The following is a 19,802-nucleotide window of genomic DNA, read 5'->3' as shown; positions in this document are numbered from 1 at the left end:
GACTCAGGCGACTGCACAAAGAGGGCATAGTGTTGTTATAGCAAAGCGGGCGGCGGCAGCCGGGTCGTGACGCGGGCGAAGAGGATGGTCATGTCGTCCATCTGCTCGGTCTCGCCGATCCAGCCCTGCACCCGCTCCAAGGTTCGCTGGGCAAGTTCGTCCAGCGGCAGGCTGCGGTGCTGTGAGACGAATTCAAAGAGACGCTCTTCGCCGAACTCGCCCGACTCGTTCTCGGCCTCCGTCAGGCCGTCGGAGTAAGCCACCAGCAGGTCGCCCTGAGCGAAGCCCAGGTGCGTCTCCTGGTAGGCGAGCCCGTTCAGCAGACCGACCACCGGGCCGCCCCGGTCGAGCGAGGAAAACGTGCCGTCGGCGGACATCAGCCACGGCGCCAGGTGCCCGCCGTTGGTATAGGTCAGTTGGCGCGTCGCGCCGTCGTAGAACGTGAGGAAGAGCGTGGCGTAGCGTTCGGGCTGCGTGCTCTGGAAGAGCTGCCTGTTTAGCAGGCTGACCAGCCGCGCGGACGAGGGCGCGCCGTGATCCGCCGCCTCCGCGCTGAGCCCCAGCGACCGCACCGCAGCGTGCAGCGACGCCATCAGCAGCGCCGCGGACATGCCCTTGCCGCTGATATCGCCCAGCGCTAGGCAGAACTGCCGGCCCTCGCAGAAGAAGTCGAAGTAATCGCCGCTGACCGTGCGCGCGGGGATGCAGACCGCATGCACCTCCAGACCGTCAAAGGCCATCGGCGAATGCGGAAAGAGGTTGCGCTGCACATCCTGCGCAATGGCCAGCTCGCTTTCGAGCCGCTGCTTTTCGCGCTGCTGCGCCAGCAGCTCCACCATGCTGGCGGCCATGGTGTTGAAGGAGTTCGAAAGCGCTCCAAGCTGGTCGTTCTTGCCCTGCGGCATGCGATACGCGAAGTTGCCGCGATCGATCTCGACCGTACCCTCATACAGCTCGGCGACCGACCGGGTGATCGTCCGGCCGAGGCCGATCGCCATGAACAGGGCGAGCAGTTCGATGATGCCGAAGAGGATTGCCGTTCCGATCAGGAACAGCCGCACATACTTGCCGATGCCGGCCGAGGCGGCGAAGAGACGGTCATAAAGGACGGTGGGACGGGACTCGACCAGCACGATCGCCTGCCCGGCAGAGCCGCCCTCCCAGTCTCGAACCGTCATCGGCGCGGAGAAGAAGACGCGTGTGTCCAGCAGGAACTTCGCCGCGGGCACGGCGCCGCCGCTCACGCGTTCAAACTTGCTGGAGGGAGTCCAATCGTTAGAGCCGGGATCGCCGATGTCGATCTCCTCGCTCTTCTCGTCGGGCGACTTGTGAATCGCGAGCTTCGAGCCTTTCTTGTCGCCTGTCTGGCCGAGCCCGATCGGGAAGAGCGTGATCCTTCCCAGCCCCTGGCCCATCGCCCGCAGCGCCTGCGACGACAGCGGCATGGAGCCGAGGACGAGCGCCTTGCGCTGGCCGAGGGCGACCTCAATGGCCGAACAAAGATAGAGCTGTCCGTCCAGATTGACGACCCCGCGAAACCCGGAATGAAGCCAGTCGGGCGAAGCCTTGCCCGCGAAGGGACTGCGCGGCGTGGGGCCGGTCGAGAGATCGCGCCACGCGCCGCCGCTCATGGTTGCCAGCGCGATGCGGTCCGAGGCAGGCGTCTGTCCGTTGACCAAGGGCGACTGTGCAGGCAGCGTGCCGGCCAGACTGAGCATGGCGAATCCCGCCGCCTCCGTGTTCACCTGTTCGACGGCCTGATCGATCAGCCGCAGCGCGGAGGTGGTCGCGTACTGCCCAGCAAAGAGATAGCCCGCCATGAACGTCAGCGTTCCGAAGAGCAGGATCGGCGCAAGCCCCAGCAGCAGATACGTGACGATCAGGCGATTGCGCACGCGCCAGAGCAGTCGGCGCGTCGCCACTCGCCATAGCACCACCAGACTCAGCGGCGCGACAGCCACGATCCCGATGGTAAGCAGCAATCTGACCAGGGCAGGCGCTGGCCGCAGAAGCAGGTCGACCAGCAACAGCGCAAGCACCGGCGGAAGCAGGCGCGCAAACCAGCGGCCCGCCCAGCCATAGGGAGCCAGGGCGCCGGTCCAGCGGCGATGGATTGCTTGGATGCGCACGCGTCTAATGTATCAGCCTGCGGGCGGGGCGGGGATCGTCAGAGCTTCGAGTTGTGCAAGCGAGCCGTTGAAGACGTCGAGGTCGAGTACATTGGGGCTGATAGCGGGGATCTTGCCGAAGGCGGAGAACTGCCAGAAGGTCCAGTTGGGATTGTCTTTGCCACCCCACAGGGCGGGCATGTGGAGCGGCGTTCTGCCGTCGAGCTTCAGGGCATACTCGTCGAAGCTGGCCGCCTCGCCGGAGTCGGTCTTGCCCGGCTGGCCGGGAAGCGGAACCGGCGTGTGGACGCAGGGGTACTGCGAGAGCCAGAGCGGGTTTGCGGCAAAGGGCATGTTGTCGCCCACCGCGCTCGGATCGCCCAGCTCGCCGGTCCAGAAGTTGCCGGTGTAGAGAATCGGCGTGACGCCGCTCTGGGCCGCGGTGTAGACGATCAGCTCCCGCACCAGCGCCAGCGCGCCGGCGCGGTCGGCGGTGATCAGACTCTGCCAACGGCCAGGGTTGTCGCCGTTCTCCAGATCGAGCACGGGAGGCAGGTCGCCCGGCTGCAGAGGCCCGAGAAGGTCGAGAAAGTGATCGATCTGGCTATGGATGTCGTCCATCCAGTTCGCCTGGGGCATGGTCGCCAGCGGCGGTCCGATGAAGTGATAGCCGCCACGCAGAATTCCGGCGTCCAGCATGGCCGGCCAGTTTTCGGCGAAGCGCGTATCGGCATACCAGGGCTTCGTGGGGTCGCATCCCTGCGACACCTTCGCGAAGGCAAACTGAATGCCGGCGTCCGAAGCGGCGTCCCAGTCGATGGCGCCGTTGTTATGCGAAACGTCGATACCGTGAACGCGACCGTCCATCTTTCACCTCGGAATGTAATCCATCGGCCCTGCGAGGGCGGTAGTTCTCTATGACAACGGAGGCCCGGAAGTGCGATTCGAGACCGGCAGCAGTGATGTGGGGATACTAGCAGCGCCCCGCGCAGGCGACAACTCCCAATCGGGAGCCGCGACGTTCCCGCGGCTAAGGCGCAACGCGGCTGCGCAGGATGAGCATCTCGGCGGTCTCCTTGCCTTTGAGGCGATCGGCGGCGGCGAGATAGGCCGGCTCGTGAAAGCGTGCGGCGGCCTGCAACAACGGCAGCCTGAGTTCGTCGCCGTTGAAGCCCGTAATGTCTTCGTGGCTCCAGCGCTCTTTGTTCAGCGCGAAGGGAATCAGGTAGTCCAGCGCGGCGCGGATTGAGCCTCCGCCGGGCGCCTGGTACTTCCACAGATCGACGCCGACGGCGGCGCCGTAGTCGGCAAGGCGCATCAGCGCTTCGAGATTGAAGACGGAGTAGCCGAAGGACTTTGTACGCCCGAGTTCGAGCGGCTGCTTGCCATCGGCGTCGATCTGCGGCGCAATGCGCCTGGTTCGAGCAGCCAGCAGCATGGCGCGCGCGTCCCCCTGGCGGCCGAGAAACAGCGCGATGCCGACGGCCTGGAAGTCGTACCAGCTTGCATGGTTGTTCTTCGCGTCGGCCTCGTCGCGGCCGTTGTCGCTCTTCGTCAGCCATGTGTAGTAGTCGTTGAACCAGCCCCGTATGCCGTCATCGTCGACCGCGGTCCAGCTCTTCGAACCCTCGATCATCGCGACCGCATCGGTCACGTCGGGCAGCCCGCGCGCGTCGAGAATGCCCCGCCCGCGGCCTCCGTTGACCCCCAGCACGGCCTGCGCATATTGCAGGTTCGGATTCATCTTCGTCTTCGGATCGAGGAACCAGGCGCGCAGCAGCAGCGTGGCTCGAGCCGCATACTCCTCGCGCCCGGTCAGCACATAGCCCAGCGCCAGCGCATGGACGGCCTCCTCCATCTTGAAGAGGTATTCATGGTCCGGGATGGATTGGATCTGCGGGTTGGACTGCCCGTCGCGCCGCACATACGGCAGGTGGTTGGGGGTCGCGGGGTTGGGCCAGAAGTACCGCGCGAGGCTCATGTAATCGTGCTTGTCGCCGCTGGGCGGAGCCTGCGGCTTCGCCGTCACGGTGAAGGGTCCGGCGTGCATCGCGGAGTCGGCCTCCGCAAGCGCCGCCTTGACTGCGGGGCTGTTCGGCTGCTCGCGCAGACGGAGAAGCTGCTGGCCATCGAACTCGAAGGTCTTGGGCGGAGTCTGGGCGATTGCCTGGATGGCCGACAGCGAGATGGTTGCAGCAGCCAGCCATAGTTTGAGACGCATGTCATACCTCGAACGAAGCAGGTTAGGGCGTGTTGACCGTGAGGGTGTAGGCGAGCGAGTGCGTGACCGGCGTGGCAGCGCCCGCGCTGGTGAAGGATACCGTGACGCTCTGTGTACCCGCTGGCGTAACCGATGTGACCGTGTGGGCGACGCATCCGGTCAGGCCGGTCGCGGCATAGAGCGCGGCGACGGCGGCCAGCAGCAACTGTGCCCTGCGCGCCTTCGTCGTGAAGCGGCGTCCGCAGAGAACCAGCAGGCCGAGCGGTAGAAAGAGCGCGTAGACCGTCCGGCTGGAGCCCTGCGTATGCAGGCTGATCTGCGAAGGGGATACGTCGGTGTAGACCTGCAACAGCACGCCGACCGGAGTGTTGCCGCTGAAGCTAATCGACGTCGGTTGAAAGCGGCAGACCGAGTTGCTGGGCAGGTTGCTGCACGAGGGCGTGATGACGCCGGCGAAGTTGAAGATGGGTGTTAGGGTAATGTTGGCCGTCGCGACGCCACCCTGCGCGATGGCGAGGCTCGAGCTCGAAGACGTCAGCGCGAAGTCCGCCGCGGGCTGCAGGATCGCCGATGTCGACCCGGTGAAGTTGCCGTCGCCGCTGTAAACGGCGGTGAAGCTGTTGCTCGCGAAGGTAAGGGTCGAGGTGGTATAGACCGCTGTGTTGTTGGTCAACGTCGACGTTCCGAGCAGCACGCTGCCCGCGTAGAAGCTCACCGTGCCGGTCTCGCCCGTTGCGGTGGACGAGGCGACCGCCGCCGTGAAGGTGATCGTCGGATTGGTCCCCGGCGCGCTTGCCGCGATGGTGAGGCCGGTCGTGGTTGTGGCCTTGACGACGGTGAAGCTGACGCTGGCGCTGCTGCTGGCGTAGATCGAGTCCCCGCTGAAGCCTGCCTTGACGACGTGCGTTCCCACGCCGAGGTTGAGAGTCAATGTAGATGCGCCCGTGCCGAAGGCGATCGGCGTGCGCGCCTGACCGTCGACCGTCACCGTCACCGTGCCGGTGGGTGCGCCGCTGTTGGATGAGAGCGTAACAAGCGTCGAGAGCACGACCGGCGTACCGAATCCGATGGTCGAGGTGGTCGGCGAGGTGATGGTGATGGCGGTCGTCGTGCCGATGAGCTGCGCGCCTGTGCCGGCGAGCAGAGCCTGCACGGAGCCGCTGTTCGCCGCATTCGTCGTGAAGGTATCGATCTGGCTGTAAGCGCCCCGGCTTGTCGGCGCGAAGGTCGCGTTGAGCAGGCAGCTTGCGCCCGCCGCGACGGTCTGGCTCAGCGCGCAACCGTTGGCCGAAGCAGCCGCCACGGTGAAGACGCCGGTCGCATTCGAGACCAGCGTCGCGCCCGTAAAGCTCAGCGCCGCATTGCCCGTATTCGCCACAGAGATGGACGCGCTGCTGTTCTCGCCGACATTGGTGATCGGAAAACCGATGGCGCCCAGCGAACGGTTGAGCGCGATCGCCGCCGTCGCCTGCGAGTCCGCGACGTAGAGGCTTGCGTTGGGACCAATAGAAAGATCGGCCGGCGACTTCAGGCCTGAAACGAGCGTGTTCACCGTGGTCGTACCCGCGAGTACCTCCAACACCTGCAGGCTGTTCGTATCGGCGACGTAAAGGTTACCGGCTGCATCCACCGCGAGGCCTGCCGGCTTCACGCTGGTTGTGCCGAAGCTCACCACGGTCTGACCCTGGCCGGCTATCCATTCCACCACGCGGCTATTGCCCGTATCGGCCACGAAGAGATCGCCCGCGCCATCGACCGCGATGCGCGTGGGCTGAGCAAGACCGCTGAAGGGAAGCACGCGCTGCTGGCCGCCGGCGACGATCTCCACGATGCGGTTGTTGCCCGTATCCGCGATGTAAAGATTGCCGACGCCATCGACCGCCACGCCCTGCGGCGCGGAGAGTCCGGCGCCAAGGCTGCGCACGGCGCCGCCGACCGGCAGCTCCGCGATGCGGTTGTTGCCCGCATCGGCGACGTAGAGATTTCCCGCGCCGTCGATCGCCGCCTGGCCCGGCTTGCTCAGACCGGTCATGACGGTCGTGCTCGTGTTCTTTGCGATGTTGATCGCGACTAACTGGTTCGCCCTGGCATCGGCCACGTAGACATTGCCGGAGTCGTCCGCCACGATACCCTGCGGCGTCAGACCCGATCCCAGCGTCGTCTGCGTGCCGGGGTCGACCGAGAGCTGCGCCGCTGTTCCAGAGCCGCTGAGCAAAGCCGTGGCGAGGCCTGCGCCCAGCACCATCGCGCCGTCGCGCGGGCCCGACTGCGTGGGTGTGAACTGCACGTTGTAGACGCACAGCGTGCTCGCGGGGATCGACGCGACAGCCGTGCAGGCCGTGCCGCCGACATCGCTGAACTCTGTCGCCGTCGTGCCTTCGAGCTTGAAGCTGTCGGTCTGCATCGCTGGCGCAGTGAAGGCCACAGGCTGCGTCGTGCTCGATCCAACAGCTGTTGCGGGGAAGGTACTGTCGAGCGTGTACTGCCGCAGCACGGAGTTATCGATCGAATAGACATGCCCGAGGTTGTCGCCGATGAAACGAAGGCTCGGGCTGACGGCGGTCTGCAACGCAGGACAGCCATCGCCGATTGTGTCGACGGACTTGGGGCCGCTGGTCGCGGTCGTCCCACCGCAGTATGTCCCTGCCGCCGGCGCAGCGACCGCGGTCGTCCCCGTCAGGCCGAGACCGCTGAAGAGCGTTGCAATGCCGGTGATGGGGTTGATCTGCCAGACATAACGATTCGTGTTGTCGGCGATATAGAGATTGCCCGCCGCATCGATGCCCGCGCTCTGCATCAGCGCAATGCTGAGTTGCGTGGCCGCGACGTTGGTCGCGCCGCCGGTCAACGCGCCACCGCCCGCGACGGTGTAGATATCTCCGACGACGGGGTTCGACACGTTGGGAATCGTACCGCCGGCGTAGATCACGCGCAGCCGCCCGTTGCAGCTATCGGAGAGGTAGAGGTTGCTGTTGGCGTCCATGAACATCGCATACGGAGAGTTCAGTTGCGCCGCCGTCGCCGGGCCGCCATCGCCGCCGAACGAACCTCCGGCAGGGCATGCGATCACCGGTGCAACCGTGTTGCCCGCGATGGTCGTGATGATGCCGGTGGCGGCGTTGATCTCGCGGATATTGTTGTTCGTGTTCGCGGTCGTGGCGCCTGCGGCGTTGCCGTCCGAGATATAGAGGTTGCCGCTGGGGTCGACGACGACGTCGCGCACATTCTCAAACTGCGCCGTGCGCGCGTTGGCTCCATCGCCCTTGAAGCCCGCGGTCGAGCTGCCGGTGATGCTGTAGATGTAGCCCACCTGCGGCGCGGTCACGGTGCTGTTGAGCGTCGTGATGAGGGTCGCGACCGCCGCGCCGCCGGCATAGATGACGCGCATGCCTTCGCCGCCGCCGAGGTTGGCGAAGAAGATGTTGCCGTTCGCGTCGACCGAGATGCCGCGCGGCTGGATGTAGCTCTCGGTCGCGGGGCAGCCATCGCCGTTGGTGGCGATCGCAACCGTTCCGGTTCCCGCGCTGTTGCAGTAGAGCGCCTTCGGCGTGCCGGTGGTCGCAAGCACAGCCGCCGCCGCGCCGGCGATGGTGTAGATGCGGCCGGGCACGGGTACGAAGTTCGAAATCGCCGGGCTGGCCGCGACCAGCAGCGAGGTCAGCGGCGCGCCGCCCTGGTAGATCACGCGCAGCAGCTTATGGCCGTAATCCGAGATATAGACGTTGCCATAGACGTCGATGGCGGAGCTGCTGGGCGTGCTCAGGCTCGCCTGCGTGGGCACGCAGCCGTCGCCGACATGTGTCCCCGTGAAGGTGGGAATGTCGTTGGCGCAGGCCGTCGCCGTGCTTCCCGTTGGGATGCCCGCGTAGACCGAAAGAAAGGGTGCCTGCGCGGTCGTCTGTGCCGTTGCCTGCGTTGCGACCGCGAAGAGCGCGAGGGTCGCCAATCCACCGATGAACATCTTTGAAATCCGCATGCTTGAATCCTCGTGTCACAATCGCGTCTAGAAATGCAGCAGCAACGACAGTTGCAACCTGCGTCCATTGGTGCCGACCACGCCGTTCGTTCCCACAGTCGAACGGATGGTGCCGAAGTTGCCAAGCGCCGAGGTTGCCGACGCAAGCTGCGTGTTCGGATTGGCGAAGTTCGGCTGATTGAACAGGTTGAAGGCGTCTGCTTTGAACTCCAGGTCGCGGCCCTGCGTCAGTTGAAAGAAGCGGCCAACCGAGCCGTTGGTCGTGATGAAGGCCGGCCCGTAAAGCGAGTTGCGGCTTACGTTGCCGAAGGTTCCCGGAGTCGGATTGACGAAGGCGGCTGTGTTGAACCAGGACGCAACCTCGGCCGCGCGCGACCTTCCGGGCGCGGGGTAGGGACTTACACCCGGCACAAGGTTAGGTCGCTGCGGACGCTCGTCGGTGTAACTGAGATCTCCCGCAAGATAGATATTGATCGGGTTGCCGGAGCGCGCGTTGAAGATGCCGCCCAGGCGCCAGCCGTTCGCCAGACCCTGCATGAATCGAGGCCCGAAGCGCACCGACGGTGTAAGCCAGACAAAGCCGCCGTTGAAGATATGCGTCGCCTGGAAGTCCGATGGCCCATACTGCGAGCGCAGATTGAACGGCATCGGCACGTTCGCGGTGTTTGTCTGGCCATTACTTTGTATGTCGAGCGAACGCGAATAAGTATAAGACGCCAGCGCGGAGAGGCTCTTGCGCGAACGTTGCTTGTAAATCACCTGCATGCCGTTGTAGTTCGAGGTCCCGACACTCGCATTATCCACTACACCCTGACCGCCGTAGTTATAACCCGGATACACGACGCGCGCCTGATAGGACGACGATGCGGTCGATGCATCGGCGCAGTAGACGGCCGGGTTACTGGCGAAGTATCCGCCGGAGCAATCGTAGATAGCGGGATTCAGATCGAATTGAACGATCTGATGACGCCCCAGCTTACCGACATAGTTGATCTCGAGCGTCGCCGAGTTCAGCACGCGCTGCTGAATGCCGATATTGAACGCTTCGGTGTAAGGCGTCGTTAGATTCTTATCGGCGAAGTTGACCGAGTAAGGGCCGGCGAACTGTGGGTTGCCCTTCACATAGTTCGCGGGAATGGGATTCTGTCCAAGCAGCGGATTCGAAAAGCTGCCGTTCGGCTGCGCATAGGTTACGCCGTAGTGATACGGTTCGCCGACGCCTACGATGTTGGCGTTGATGGCGTCGAAGAAGATGCCGAAGCCCGCGCGGATCGAGGTCTTGCCGTTGCCGAACACATCGTAGGCAAGACCCACGCGTGGCGCGAAGTCGTTGAAGCGGTTCGACACAATGCCCTTGCCCAGGCCGTGGTCGCCGACATAGGCCATGCTGGGCGGAGCCCCAGGAAAGACCGCGGATTGATAGCCGGGGATGAAGGTCAGCGACTGGCCGTCGGGCTGATACCACTGGAACGGAAGCTCATAGCGCAGACCCGCGCTCACGGTAAGTCGAGAGCTTGCACGCCAGTCATCCTGGCCGTAGAAGTAGAAGACATGCTGCTGCGCGGATAAGTTGGTGAAGTTACCGAAGGTCTCGGTGTAGATAAGTCCAAGTAGAAAATCTCCAAGCGATGTCTCGGTATTCTGCTGCTCGGATTCGATAAACGGCGATTGGTCGAAGCGATGAATATACTGTAGCTCCAGATATTGCGCGCCGAATTGTAAGTTATGGTTGCCTTTAGTCCAGGAAAAGTTATCGCTCGCCTCATAATTTGCGTTAAGCGTGTAAGAACGAGCGGAGGTCGCGCTGCCCAGGGTGAACTGGTTCGTCGCCTCCAGCCGCGGCAGCGAAGGCGAGCCGGGAATAATCAGCGCCGAGCCGAGAGCTCCTAACGTCGTCGGATCGGTCGGATCGATCGAGTACTTATAACGCTTATACCCGGTGCGAAAGATATTCAACTTATTGCTGCTCAGCACCCAGGTATCTCCGACGCCGCCGAAGGCGATGCCGCCGGTGTTTCGGTCCTGCTCATAGTTCGCGATGCCTTGTCCCTGGCTGACACTGTTCGACGTGATGTCGTTCACGCTCGTCATGTAGAAATGGGCGTCCAACGTGTGCGCGCCGAGGTTCAGGTCGATGCGCGCCATGCCGTTGTAGTCGTTGCGCGGCTGCTTGGCGGTCGAGAGCGCCTGCGGCGGCGCATTGCCGATGCTCGGCTGATTGGGCACCGGCACATACTGGCTCAGGAAGTTCACCGCAACCGGATTGAAGCAGTTACTCGGAATCTCAGCGTTCGGCAGGTAGCGCTTCGTCGTGGCCGCGTTATTGGAGTTCATATAAGCGGTCAGGGCGGTGACGCAGGGCGAGGTTCCCGTACCACCCTGCTGTGCGTAAGTCGAGTTCAACTGGCTGATCGCGGTCGCGCCGTAGGTGCTCGAATAGACCGGATTCTGCAGCACCTGGTTCGGGTTCGAACCGGCTGGAAAGGAGGCCAGAAAGTTCGCGCAGGTCTGGCCGGCGAAGTAGGTCGAGGTGCACGGAAGACCGACGCCCGGCGAGATCAGCCCGCGCTCGGCGTATGTCGGCGTCTGCGCGATGGCGACCACCTGACCGGCCGAGCGAAGGTCCTGAAAGGTGAGGAAGAAGAACGCCTTATCCCGCTTGATCGGGCCGCCGAGCGTCGCGCCGAACTGGTTCTGAACCAGATGCGGGTTCTGGTGCGAGATCCAGTCGGTCGCATCGAAGACGCTATTCTGCAGGTACTCCCACAGCGTGCCGTGGATCGTATTGGCGCCGCGCCGGGTGATCGCGTTGAAGACCGAGCCGGCGTTGCGGCCGAACTCCGCCTTGTAGTTGTCGAGCAGCACGCTGACCTCGGACATGGCGTGCGGCGGCGGAAAGTTGAGGCCCGTATTGTAGAAGGCGTTGTTCCACAGAAAGCCGTCGAGCAGGAAAAGGTTCTGGTTGTTGCGAGAGCCGGAGACGTTGAAGGTCGGACCGGCCGTATCGCTGGTGAAGGTCGTCGGCGCGTTGACGCCGCTGACGCCGGGCAGCAGCGCCGCCAGCGCCACGACATTCTGCCCGTCGATCGGCAGCTCCTCGACCAGCTTGTTGTCGATCACGGTGCCGATGGTCGCCGACCGCGTATCGACGGTCATGCCCGCCGCCTCCACCGTCACTGACTCCGACGCCGTGCCGACCTCCAGCCGCGCGTCCAGCCGAACGTTCTGTTCAGCGTCCACGGCGATGGAGCTGATGACGTAGTTCTGGAAGTTTGGCGCCGACACGGTCAGGTTGTACGTGCCGACCGGGACGTCCGTCAGGAGATACTCGCCCTTGCCGTTGGCATTCGCGGTGAAGGTCGTGTTTTGTTCGGCGGAGGTCAGCGTCACGACCGCCGTGATGACGACATTGCCCTTTGCGTCCGTGATGTTGCCGGCGACGGTTCCAGTGCTGCGAGCCTGGCCGAGAGCGTTCGACGCGGCGCCGAAAAGCAGCGCGAGCACGCACAGGGTGACAGCGATAAAAGGGTTGGAGCGACGCGATGCCGGCCTGGCGCTGCATGCTCTGAGTGCCGATAAAAATAGCATTCCTACCTCACTTGGTCTTGCGTCCGCACGGGGGCGCAGTCGGCCGGGAGGTCGGATCGCCCCAGGTCAACACCCTCGCAAAGTCCCGTTTCCATAGCCGGATCACACTCGGCGACGCGAGACCTTCTTGGCAAGTGTTGAACGGTTTCTCACTGGGGGCCGCGCTGCCGTGTCTTTGATATCAATGACATGCAGGACGGATAGAGAATGTGACAAACGTCCTGAAGGGGCCGGAGAGGATCTTGTATTTAAGGATGGGGCCAAGAGCCGGGGCAGAACTCTGCCAGAGGCAGAGAATCGCGACGGAAGGCGAGCCGCTTTTACCGTCGATAACCTTGTATTGGCTTTGGCTCTTATCGTTGCTTGCTCCAGCCTGAGACCGTAGCACGCTTTGCCTGGGAGAGGTCACCCTTGTGGCGCCGACGACCTGCCAACAATCATGACGCAGATAACGTGGCGCCTTCTGAAAAATGCGGCAGACGCTGAACCTGCTTACACAGCGACGGAAGCCTTCCTGAGCGCCCGAAGGTAACCCATACCCTCGACAGCCAACCGTTCCGCCGATACATCCAGCTCGGCCCATAGCGCGCCTGGAGCCTTCGGCTCGGTCGGGGAATAGCCGAAGCCTTCGATCATCAGATAACCGTCATAGCCGACCGATTCCAGCGCGCGCACGATTGCAGGAAAGTCCACATGGCCCTGACCCAGCAGGCCTCGATCGTTCTCGCTGATGTGCATATGCTTCAAATGCGATCCCAGCAAGGCGATCGCCGCAGGTATACTGCGCTCCTCGATGTTTGCGTGAAAGGTATCGATCGTCACGCCGACACGCGGATGTCCCACTGCTTCACACAACCGCTTCGCCTCAGCCGCGGTGCGCAGGAAGAAGGTCTCGGAGCGATTGACCGGTTCGATCGAGAGCGTAACATTATGCTTTTCGAGATGGCCGGAGACTACTTGAAACGCCTCGACTGCCCAGCGCCATTCGTCTTCCGTCGGCCGATGCTCGGGCAGATAGCCGATGGGCGCGAAGAGAGGACCGCCAAGCAGCCGGCTACCCATCGCAGCCGTGGCCTCCACACACTCCATCAGATGAGCAATGGAGCGCGTACGTGTGGCCGCATCCGGACTGATGGGGTTGATCCCCGCAGGCAGAATCGCGCAGACGGTGCAGTCAAGTTCCGTCTCCGCAAAGGCCCTGCGAATTGCGGCGACCGGCAGAGCCGATGGGTCGAACATCGGCGCCTCCAATGCAGCGAAGCCCTGTTCCTCCAGCCACGGTAGAAGCTCAAGATGCTTGGCTGTGAAGTCCGCCGTCCACGCGAATGCGCTGATGCCGATCCTGTCTGCCATATCGTTCTCTTGCCTCGGTCTTAGTGAATTCCAAACTGTGCCTGGATCTGTTCGAGCGATCGGCCCTTGGTCTCTGGAAACACAAACAGCACCAGCACAAACTGCAGCGCCATCATACCCGCGAAGAACGCGAACGGCGTGCCTTGCGAGAATTTGTCCACCACGACAGGGAAGTAGCGCGTGATCAGCGCCGCGCTGATCCAGTGCGCGGACGAACCGAGACTCTGCCCCTTGGACCGCACTCGGTTCGGAAAGACCTCCGCAATGTACACCCAGATCACCGAGCCCTGCGAGATCGCAAAGAAGACGATGAACATCACCAGCAGCCAGACCAGCAACGCCTGGTGCGTATGCGTGTAGAAGATCGCCGCCACGCCACCGAGCGCGAACACCATCCCCACCGATCCGATCAGCAGCAGAGTCTTGCGACCCATCCTGTCGATCAGGCTCATGCCCAGCAACGTGGCGAGCATGTTCACCAGGCCGATGCCCACCGTCTGCAACGCGGCGGAGTTCGAACTGAAGCCCGCCGAAGCGAAGATCGAGTTCGCGTAATAGAGAATTGCATTGATGCCCGCAAGTTGATTGAGCAGGCCGATCGAGATTGCGAGGAAGATCGGCAGAGCGTAACGTCTGGTGAAGAGAGGCTCTTCCTTCGCTCCGCGCTCCATGTGCACCGAGTCCATAATCTCCTGGAGTTCGGCCTTGGAGTTAGGCGAACCCATAAGCTCCAGCACCTTCAAGGCTTCGTCCGTCCGGTTGGTCGTCACCAGCCAGCGCGAGCTGCGCGGGATGCCATAGAGCATGATGAGAAAGAGCACCGAAGGCACAATCGCTACGCCAAACTCCCAACGCCACTCCGCGGCGCCGAGGTGCTGCGATGCGATGATGTAGTTTGAAAGATACGCCAGCAGAATACCCGCGACGATGTTGATCTGAAACATCCCCACCATGCGACCGCGCCACTTCGCCGGCGCAAGCTCCGCGATATACACCGGCCCCAGCACCGACGAACCGCCGATGCCCAGTCCTCCGATCAGGCGAAAGACCATCAGTGCATTCCAGCTCCAGGCAAAGGCGCAGCCCACCGCAGAGATCGTGTAGAGGATCGCCATAATGCGCAACGCCTCACGCCCGCCGATCTTCTGCCCCAGCTTGCCCGAAACCATCGCGCCAATCACCGTGCCGACCAATCCGATAAAGACGGTAAGACCGAGCGTCGACGGCGTGAGGTGAAAGATCTCCGTAAGCTGTTGCGTCGTGCCCGCGATGACGGCTGTATCGAAGCCGAACAGCAGTCCGCCGAGCGCGCCGACGGTCGTTGCCTTTATAAGGTAGCGATTCAAGTCTCTTCTCCGATCGAAGTGCTAAGTACGTGCATGCGCTGTGAGACGATTGGGTGAGATCGGCGCGATCCTCCACGCATCGAGCTTGATCCCAGCGGCGCCAGTCGCAAGAATCTTCACATCCGGCGCGATCTTTTCGTCATAGTAGAAGCGCTTCGTATAACCGATGCGCTCGCCAAGAATCAGCTCCACTACGGAGCCATCCACGAATCCATGCACCGTGGGCGCATCGTTCGGCTTCAGCGCTATCTCGCGTCCCGCCACGAGGAATGCATGCTTCTCCGGCGAGTAGAGCACACGCAGCACCTCGCTTGCGCCAGCCGTCATCGTCAACTGCATCGGGCTACCTCGCAGACCCGTGCAGAGCAACTCGCCGGTCGCCTCAGGCAGCGTCTTCAGCACACCCGCATGTGTCTTCTGCGCCGGCAGCGTGGCCGCACGCAATACCGCCGCCTGCGGCAGAGACGTGATGCGTAGCGTTCCATCCGCATCGAGGTGCAACACACGCGGCAGACTCATCATCCCCGACCAACCCGCATCGCGCATCGCGGCCTCACTGCGCTTCTCCGGAATCCAGCCCCAAAGAATGCGTCGGCCGACGGCATCGAGCTGCGTCTTCGGCGCGTAGAACGCTCCGAGATCAAGCTCGCCTGTCTTCGTCTCTTCGAACGTCATCGTCGCTGCATCGAGTCTGCCTGACTGCCAGAAGACCTTATCGAGCGTGGAGTAAATCAACACATGCCCCCCATCGAGCGCGAAGAACTCCGGGCACTCCCACATCTCGCCATCGGGACAAGGGTTCGCCGTCTTGACGCCGTTCCACTTACCGCTCGTCAGCTCATGCAGATACTCCCAGGTCTTCATGTCCTTCGACCGATACAGCAGCACGCATCCCCCCGTAAGCGCAATGCCCGAGCCAACCGTCATGTAAAACCATTCGCCCTGCTTCCACACCGAAGGGTCGCGAAAGCCCGTAATCTTCAACCCCGGCGGGGGCAATGGGACGATCGGCTCCGGCAGCTTCGTCCACCTGATAAGTTGCGAGTCGTCCGAGTAGGCCAGACACTGCGACTCCTGAATACGATCCTCGCCATCCTTAATCGTCGAGAGCTCCTTGCTACTCTCCTTCGTCCCGGTGTATACGGCGTAAACACGTTTGCCCACCTGGATGCACGAACCCGAAAAACAGCCGAAAGCATCCGCGCTTCCGGGGGTAGGGGTGAACGCCAGCGGCAGATGCTTCCAGTGCAGCATGTCCTCGCTCACGGCGTGATACCAGCTCATGTCGCCCCATGTCGCGGCCAGCGGGTTGTACTGGAAGAACATGTGGTATTTGCCATTGAAGTAGATGGGTCCATTCGGATCGTTCATCCAGTTCTTTGCCGGCAGCAGATGAAACTGCGGGCGCATGGGGTCGGCGGCAAGTCTTGCTTCCAGTGGCTCGGTCTCCGCCAGCATAGCGCGCGGCGCAAGCGCAAGCGCGGTGACCGTAGCAAAGAAATCACGTCGTGTAAGAGAGAACCTCATGCTCATGGCAAGCTCCTGCAGTGGAAGACCACGTCATATTGTAACTAAAGTTGAACATATAAAAGCAAAGTGATAGCGGCGCGCCGGCGAGCCTCTGCCGATACGCCGCATCTCTCAGGTTAGAACGAGAAACGCAATGCAGCCTGCAGGTTACGCGGAGGATTCAGTTGGCCGGTCACCGTGCCGTATCCTCCATCGTTGAGGTTCGTATCCGGAGGTGCGAACTGCGTCCGATTGAACAGGTTGAACGTCTCGAGGCTGAACTTCCCGACAAGCCGCTCATACACCTTGAAGCTCTTGTTGATCGAGAAGTCGAAGTTAGCCGCGCCGCTTGAGCGAAGGTTCGAATCCACGCGGCGTTCGTTTCCAAACGTGTAGTCCGCCGGGATCGTGAAGCAGGCCTTATTGAACCAGCCATTGATCCGGCTCTGCTGCGATCCGCCCACGTTCTTGTTGCAGCCAGCCATTACATTCGGACGAATCGGCCCCGAACCGAAGTAGTTGCTGAGTGAGTTGCCGCTGGTCGAGAAAGGAAGCGGCAAACCGCTGTGGAAGGTTGTGATGCCGTTCACGCGCCATCCGCCCACCACCGCATCCACCACTCCGCCGCTGTTGCCGAGATACTTCTGGCCCTTGCCGAAGGGCAGGTCCACGCCATAGTTGATGACGAGGTTATGAGTGAGGTCCTGCATGCTAATAGCCTTCTCGGCATGCAGATTGGTGTTGTCCTGTACGACACCCTGACCGCCCTGTCCATCCTGGAAGCTGCTCGTATTCTCCGTGTTGCTCAGCAGCTTGGCATAGGTGTACGCAATCTGCACCAGGCCGCCATGACCGAAGCGCTGGTTGAAGGTGGACTGCAGCGCCTCGTAGGTCGAGCTGCCCAGCCGCGGCACCACCTGGTTGACGCTCGTGTACTGCGGGAACGGCTTCAGCAGATAGCCCTTGGCGATGGTCTGGCCGCCCAGCACGCCGCCTGCGGGAATCTTGCCGTACAGCGGATTCGCCACCTGCGTCAGCAGGTCCGCGCCCTTCGAGTCGTACTGGTCGGGTAGCTGGTTCAGGTTCAGGCCCGTGCCGGTGTAACCCTGCGAAAGCGTAAGGTGTGTGCCCTTCGCGCCGGCATAGGAGATCGTCATCGAGGTCTTGCTCGTCAGTGCGCGCTCGAAGCCGAAGTTCCACTGCTGCACATAACCATACGGCTGGTCCGGAATGCGTGCGCCGATGCCCTGGCCAAGCTGGTTGTAGAGCGCCGCCGCCGTGCGACCGGAGGGCAGAAGAATACCGTTCGGAAACGGGTTGGCAATGGTCGTGTTCACCGTCGATCCCGGCAGGTTGTTCAGGCTGGTGGTCGCGCTGTTGATCGGCGAGTTGCCCGGCGAGTCCGCCGTGATCTCGGCCGGCAGGAAAGAGACGCCATAACCTCCGCGCACAACACTCTTGTTATCCAGACGATAGTTCATTCCGACACGTGGCGAGAACAGCTTCCAGTGCTGGCTCTCTTCGCGACGCGAGGGATACTGGCTGCTTGCCACATATGCCAGTCCGCCAACGACCGGTGTGCTCGCGCCGGTATACGGATTCGTCACGCTGCCCAGCGTCGTAGGCAGGTTCGTCTGCAGCACCGTGTCGAGGTTGTTGACCTCGGAGTAGCTGCCTGGCTGATCCCAGCGCAGACCCAGATTTGCGGTCAGCTTGCTCGTCGCCTGCCAGGTATCGGTCACATAGAAACCATAGGAGTGCAGCACCGCATGCCAGGTGCCTACCTCGTTGATGCCGGTGCTCGCCGGCACACCCAGCAGGAACGAAGCCAGCGCATTGCCGCCGCCAACGCCTGCGACTGGACTCTGAGTAAACGCAGCCGTCGTACCGAAGCCGACGCCCTGGTTGTTGCCGAAGTTCGTCCACAGGATCTGACGGCCGATGCCGCCGACCTTCACCGTATGACGCCCTTTCACCTTCGTCACACTGCCGCTTACGCCGTAAACCGTGTTCAGCCAGTAGAGCTGCGAGAGGTTCACGCCCAGGCTGTAGCCCGGAACGCCGATATTCGGCAGCAGACCCTGATGGTTGTTCACCTGCTGCGCCTGCAGCGCGCCGTAGTTGGCGTTGATCGAACTCTGGTTGAAACCGTTCGAAAGCGGCGTCTGGAAGTTGTAGTTCTCCAGCCACGACAGGCGAAGATCCGCAATGGTCGATTGGTTGAAGACATGGTTGTCGCCGGCGACCGCTTCGGTTGTCGTATTGCCGGTGGGTCCCGAGCCGACCTTCGTACCCAGGGGATCGCTGTTGCCGTTGTGCGGATTCCAGAAGGTGTAGCGCGCGAAGAGCTGGTCAGCCTTTCCGAGGTTGTAGTCCAGTCGTGCGTTGAACTGGTTCTGAGCGCCGGTGATCGGTGCGCTGGCCACGTAGTTGTTGATCAGACCGGCACGGTTAGGCAAAGGAGCTTCCAGCGCAAGAATCTTCGCGGCGGTGGGGTCGATCAGGTTGGGGCAGATGACATTCAGTACGCCGTTGCACGAGTACTGGACACCTGTGACCGGGTTGTAGATGTTCGCGACGCCGGAAAAATTGCCCGCGACCTGCGCCGCCGTGGGCAACGTATAGGTGGAGCTGCCGGCCGTCGAGAGCGTCTCGCGCTCGAAAGAAAAGAAGGCGAACAGCTTGTTCTTCAGGATCGGTGCGCCGATGTTGAAGCCATACTGATTCTGGTGCAACGGCTGACGCGCAAGGCCGTTGTGATTGAAGAACCATCCATTGGCGTCGAGCGCCGTATTGCGGAAATACTCGTAAACCGAGCCATGAATATCGTTCGTGCCGCTCTTGGTGGAGATTTGAATGACGCCACCGGCGAAGCCGCCGTATTCGGCGCTGACATTGTTGGTCTGGACGCGAAACTCCTGCACGGCATCCTGTGTGGGTACAAGGGAGTTGACATTGTTCTCCGGCACGTTCGAGCCCACGCCGTCGATGAAGAACAGGCTCTGGCCGCTGAAGCCACCGCCGATCTGGTAGTTGCCGTAAGCGATCGCCTGCGTCTGCGCTCCGGCCTGGAAGTTGCCCGAGCCGCCGTTCGCCATCGTATTGCCGCTGGTGCCGCCGCCGGGCACCACGCCTGGGACGAAGTCGAGCAGGTTGTTGACGTTGCGCCCATTCAGTGGAGACTCCAGCACCTGGCGGCCTTCGACCACGCCGCCCAGCGAAGCGCTGTCGGTCTGCAGCGGCGCCTGCGTCGCCTCGACCGTCACCGTCTGCGTCACATCGCCCACCTGCAGCGAGATATCGACGCGCACCGTGCCACCGATGGTGACCTCGACGTTGCTGCGCGTGCTGGCCTTGAAGCCCGCGTTCGTCACCGTCACCTCGTAGAGGCCGGGATTCAGGTTCAGAAAGCTGAACGTACCGCCGCTTCCTGCCGTGATCGTCTGCGCAGCGTTCGTCCCGATGTTCTTCAGCGCGACCGAAGCGCCATCGAGGTTCGCGCCCGTCGCATCGGTCACCGTGCCGACGATGGCGCCGTAGTTGGTCTGGGCCAGAACGTTACGCCCGGTCATCCATGCGATGAACCCGAACAGCAGCAGCAGCGAGATCCTTGCGAACCTCAGGTTGTGGTTTTGTCTGGTTGACATGCGTCTCCTCCTCCAAATTGCAGCCTGGTCTTTGTAGGTTTTTCAGTAGACAAC

At 62.5% G+C, this 19,802-nt stretch carries 9 protein-coding genes; all 9 read right to left on the bottom strand.

What is annotated here, in order from left to right:
* Positions 1-35 precede the first annotated feature (35 nt).
* The 9 genes from CHB87_RS03245 to CHB87_RS03205 all read right to left on the bottom strand — a co-directional run bounded on the left by CHB87_RS03245 (position 36) and on the right by CHB87_RS03205 (position 19,748).
* Positions 36-2,129 carry a PP2C family protein-serine/threonine phosphatase gene (locus CHB87_RS03245; protein ID WP_089406929.1) on the bottom strand — a complete coding sequence of 698 codons (2,094 nt, stop codon included), beginning with the start codon at positions 2,127-2,129 and terminating at the stop codon, positions 36-38.
* A 12-nt stretch (positions 2,130-2,141) separates the two neighbouring features.
* On the bottom strand, positions 2,142-2,975 hold the full coding sequence (locus tag CHB87_RS03240; RefSeq protein ID WP_089406928.1) for a glycoside hydrolase family 25 protein: 834 nt from the start codon (positions 2,973-2,975) through the stop codon (positions 2,142-2,144).
* A 163-nt stretch (positions 2,976-3,138) separates the two neighbouring features.
* Positions 3,139-4,329, bottom strand: coding sequence for an alginate lyase family protein (locus tag CHB87_RS03235; protein ID WP_089406927.1), 1,191 nt, complete (start codon positions 4,327-4,329; stop codon positions 3,139-3,141).
* A 22-nt stretch (positions 4,330-4,351) separates the two neighbouring features.
* A complete protein-coding gene (locus CHB87_RS03230; protein WP_089406926.1) occupies positions 4,352-8,305 on the bottom strand; it encodes an Ig-like domain repeat protein in 3,954 nt (1,317 codons plus the stop codon).
* 27 nt (positions 8,306-8,332) lie between these two features.
* Entirely contained in the window at positions 8,333-11,809 is a 3,477-nt protein-coding gene (locus tag CHB87_RS03225) for a TonB-dependent receptor (protein WP_176441553.1), read from the bottom strand.
* Between the two features lie 576 nt (positions 11,810-12,385).
* On the bottom strand, positions 12,386-13,246 hold the full coding sequence (locus CHB87_RS03220) for a sugar phosphate isomerase/epimerase family protein (protein ID WP_089406924.1): 861 nt from the start codon (positions 13,244-13,246) through the stop codon (positions 12,386-12,388).
* 20 nt (positions 13,247-13,266) lie between these two features.
* A complete protein-coding gene (locus CHB87_RS03215) occupies positions 13,267-14,592 on the bottom strand; it encodes a sugar porter family MFS transporter (protein WP_089406923.1) in 1,326 nt (441 codons plus the stop codon).
* A gap of 21 nt (positions 14,593-14,613) precedes the next feature.
* On the bottom strand, positions 14,614-16,119 hold the full coding sequence (locus tag CHB87_RS03210) for a glycoside hydrolase family 32 protein (protein WP_176441552.1): 1,506 nt from the start codon (positions 16,117-16,119) through the stop codon (positions 14,614-14,616).
* Positions 16,120-16,238: 119 nt separating this feature from the next.
* A complete protein-coding gene (locus tag CHB87_RS03205; RefSeq protein WP_089406921.1) occupies positions 16,239-19,748 on the bottom strand; it encodes a TonB-dependent receptor in 3,510 nt (1,169 codons plus the stop codon).
* Positions 19,749-19,802 lie beyond the last annotated feature (54 nt).

The sequence above is a fragment of the Granulicella rosea genome (assembly GCF_900188085.1).
GTDB lineage: Bacteria > Acidobacteriota > Terriglobia > Terriglobales > Acidobacteriaceae > Edaphobacter > Edaphobacter rosea.
This window is presented reverse-complemented; position numbering and strand designations above follow the sequence as displayed.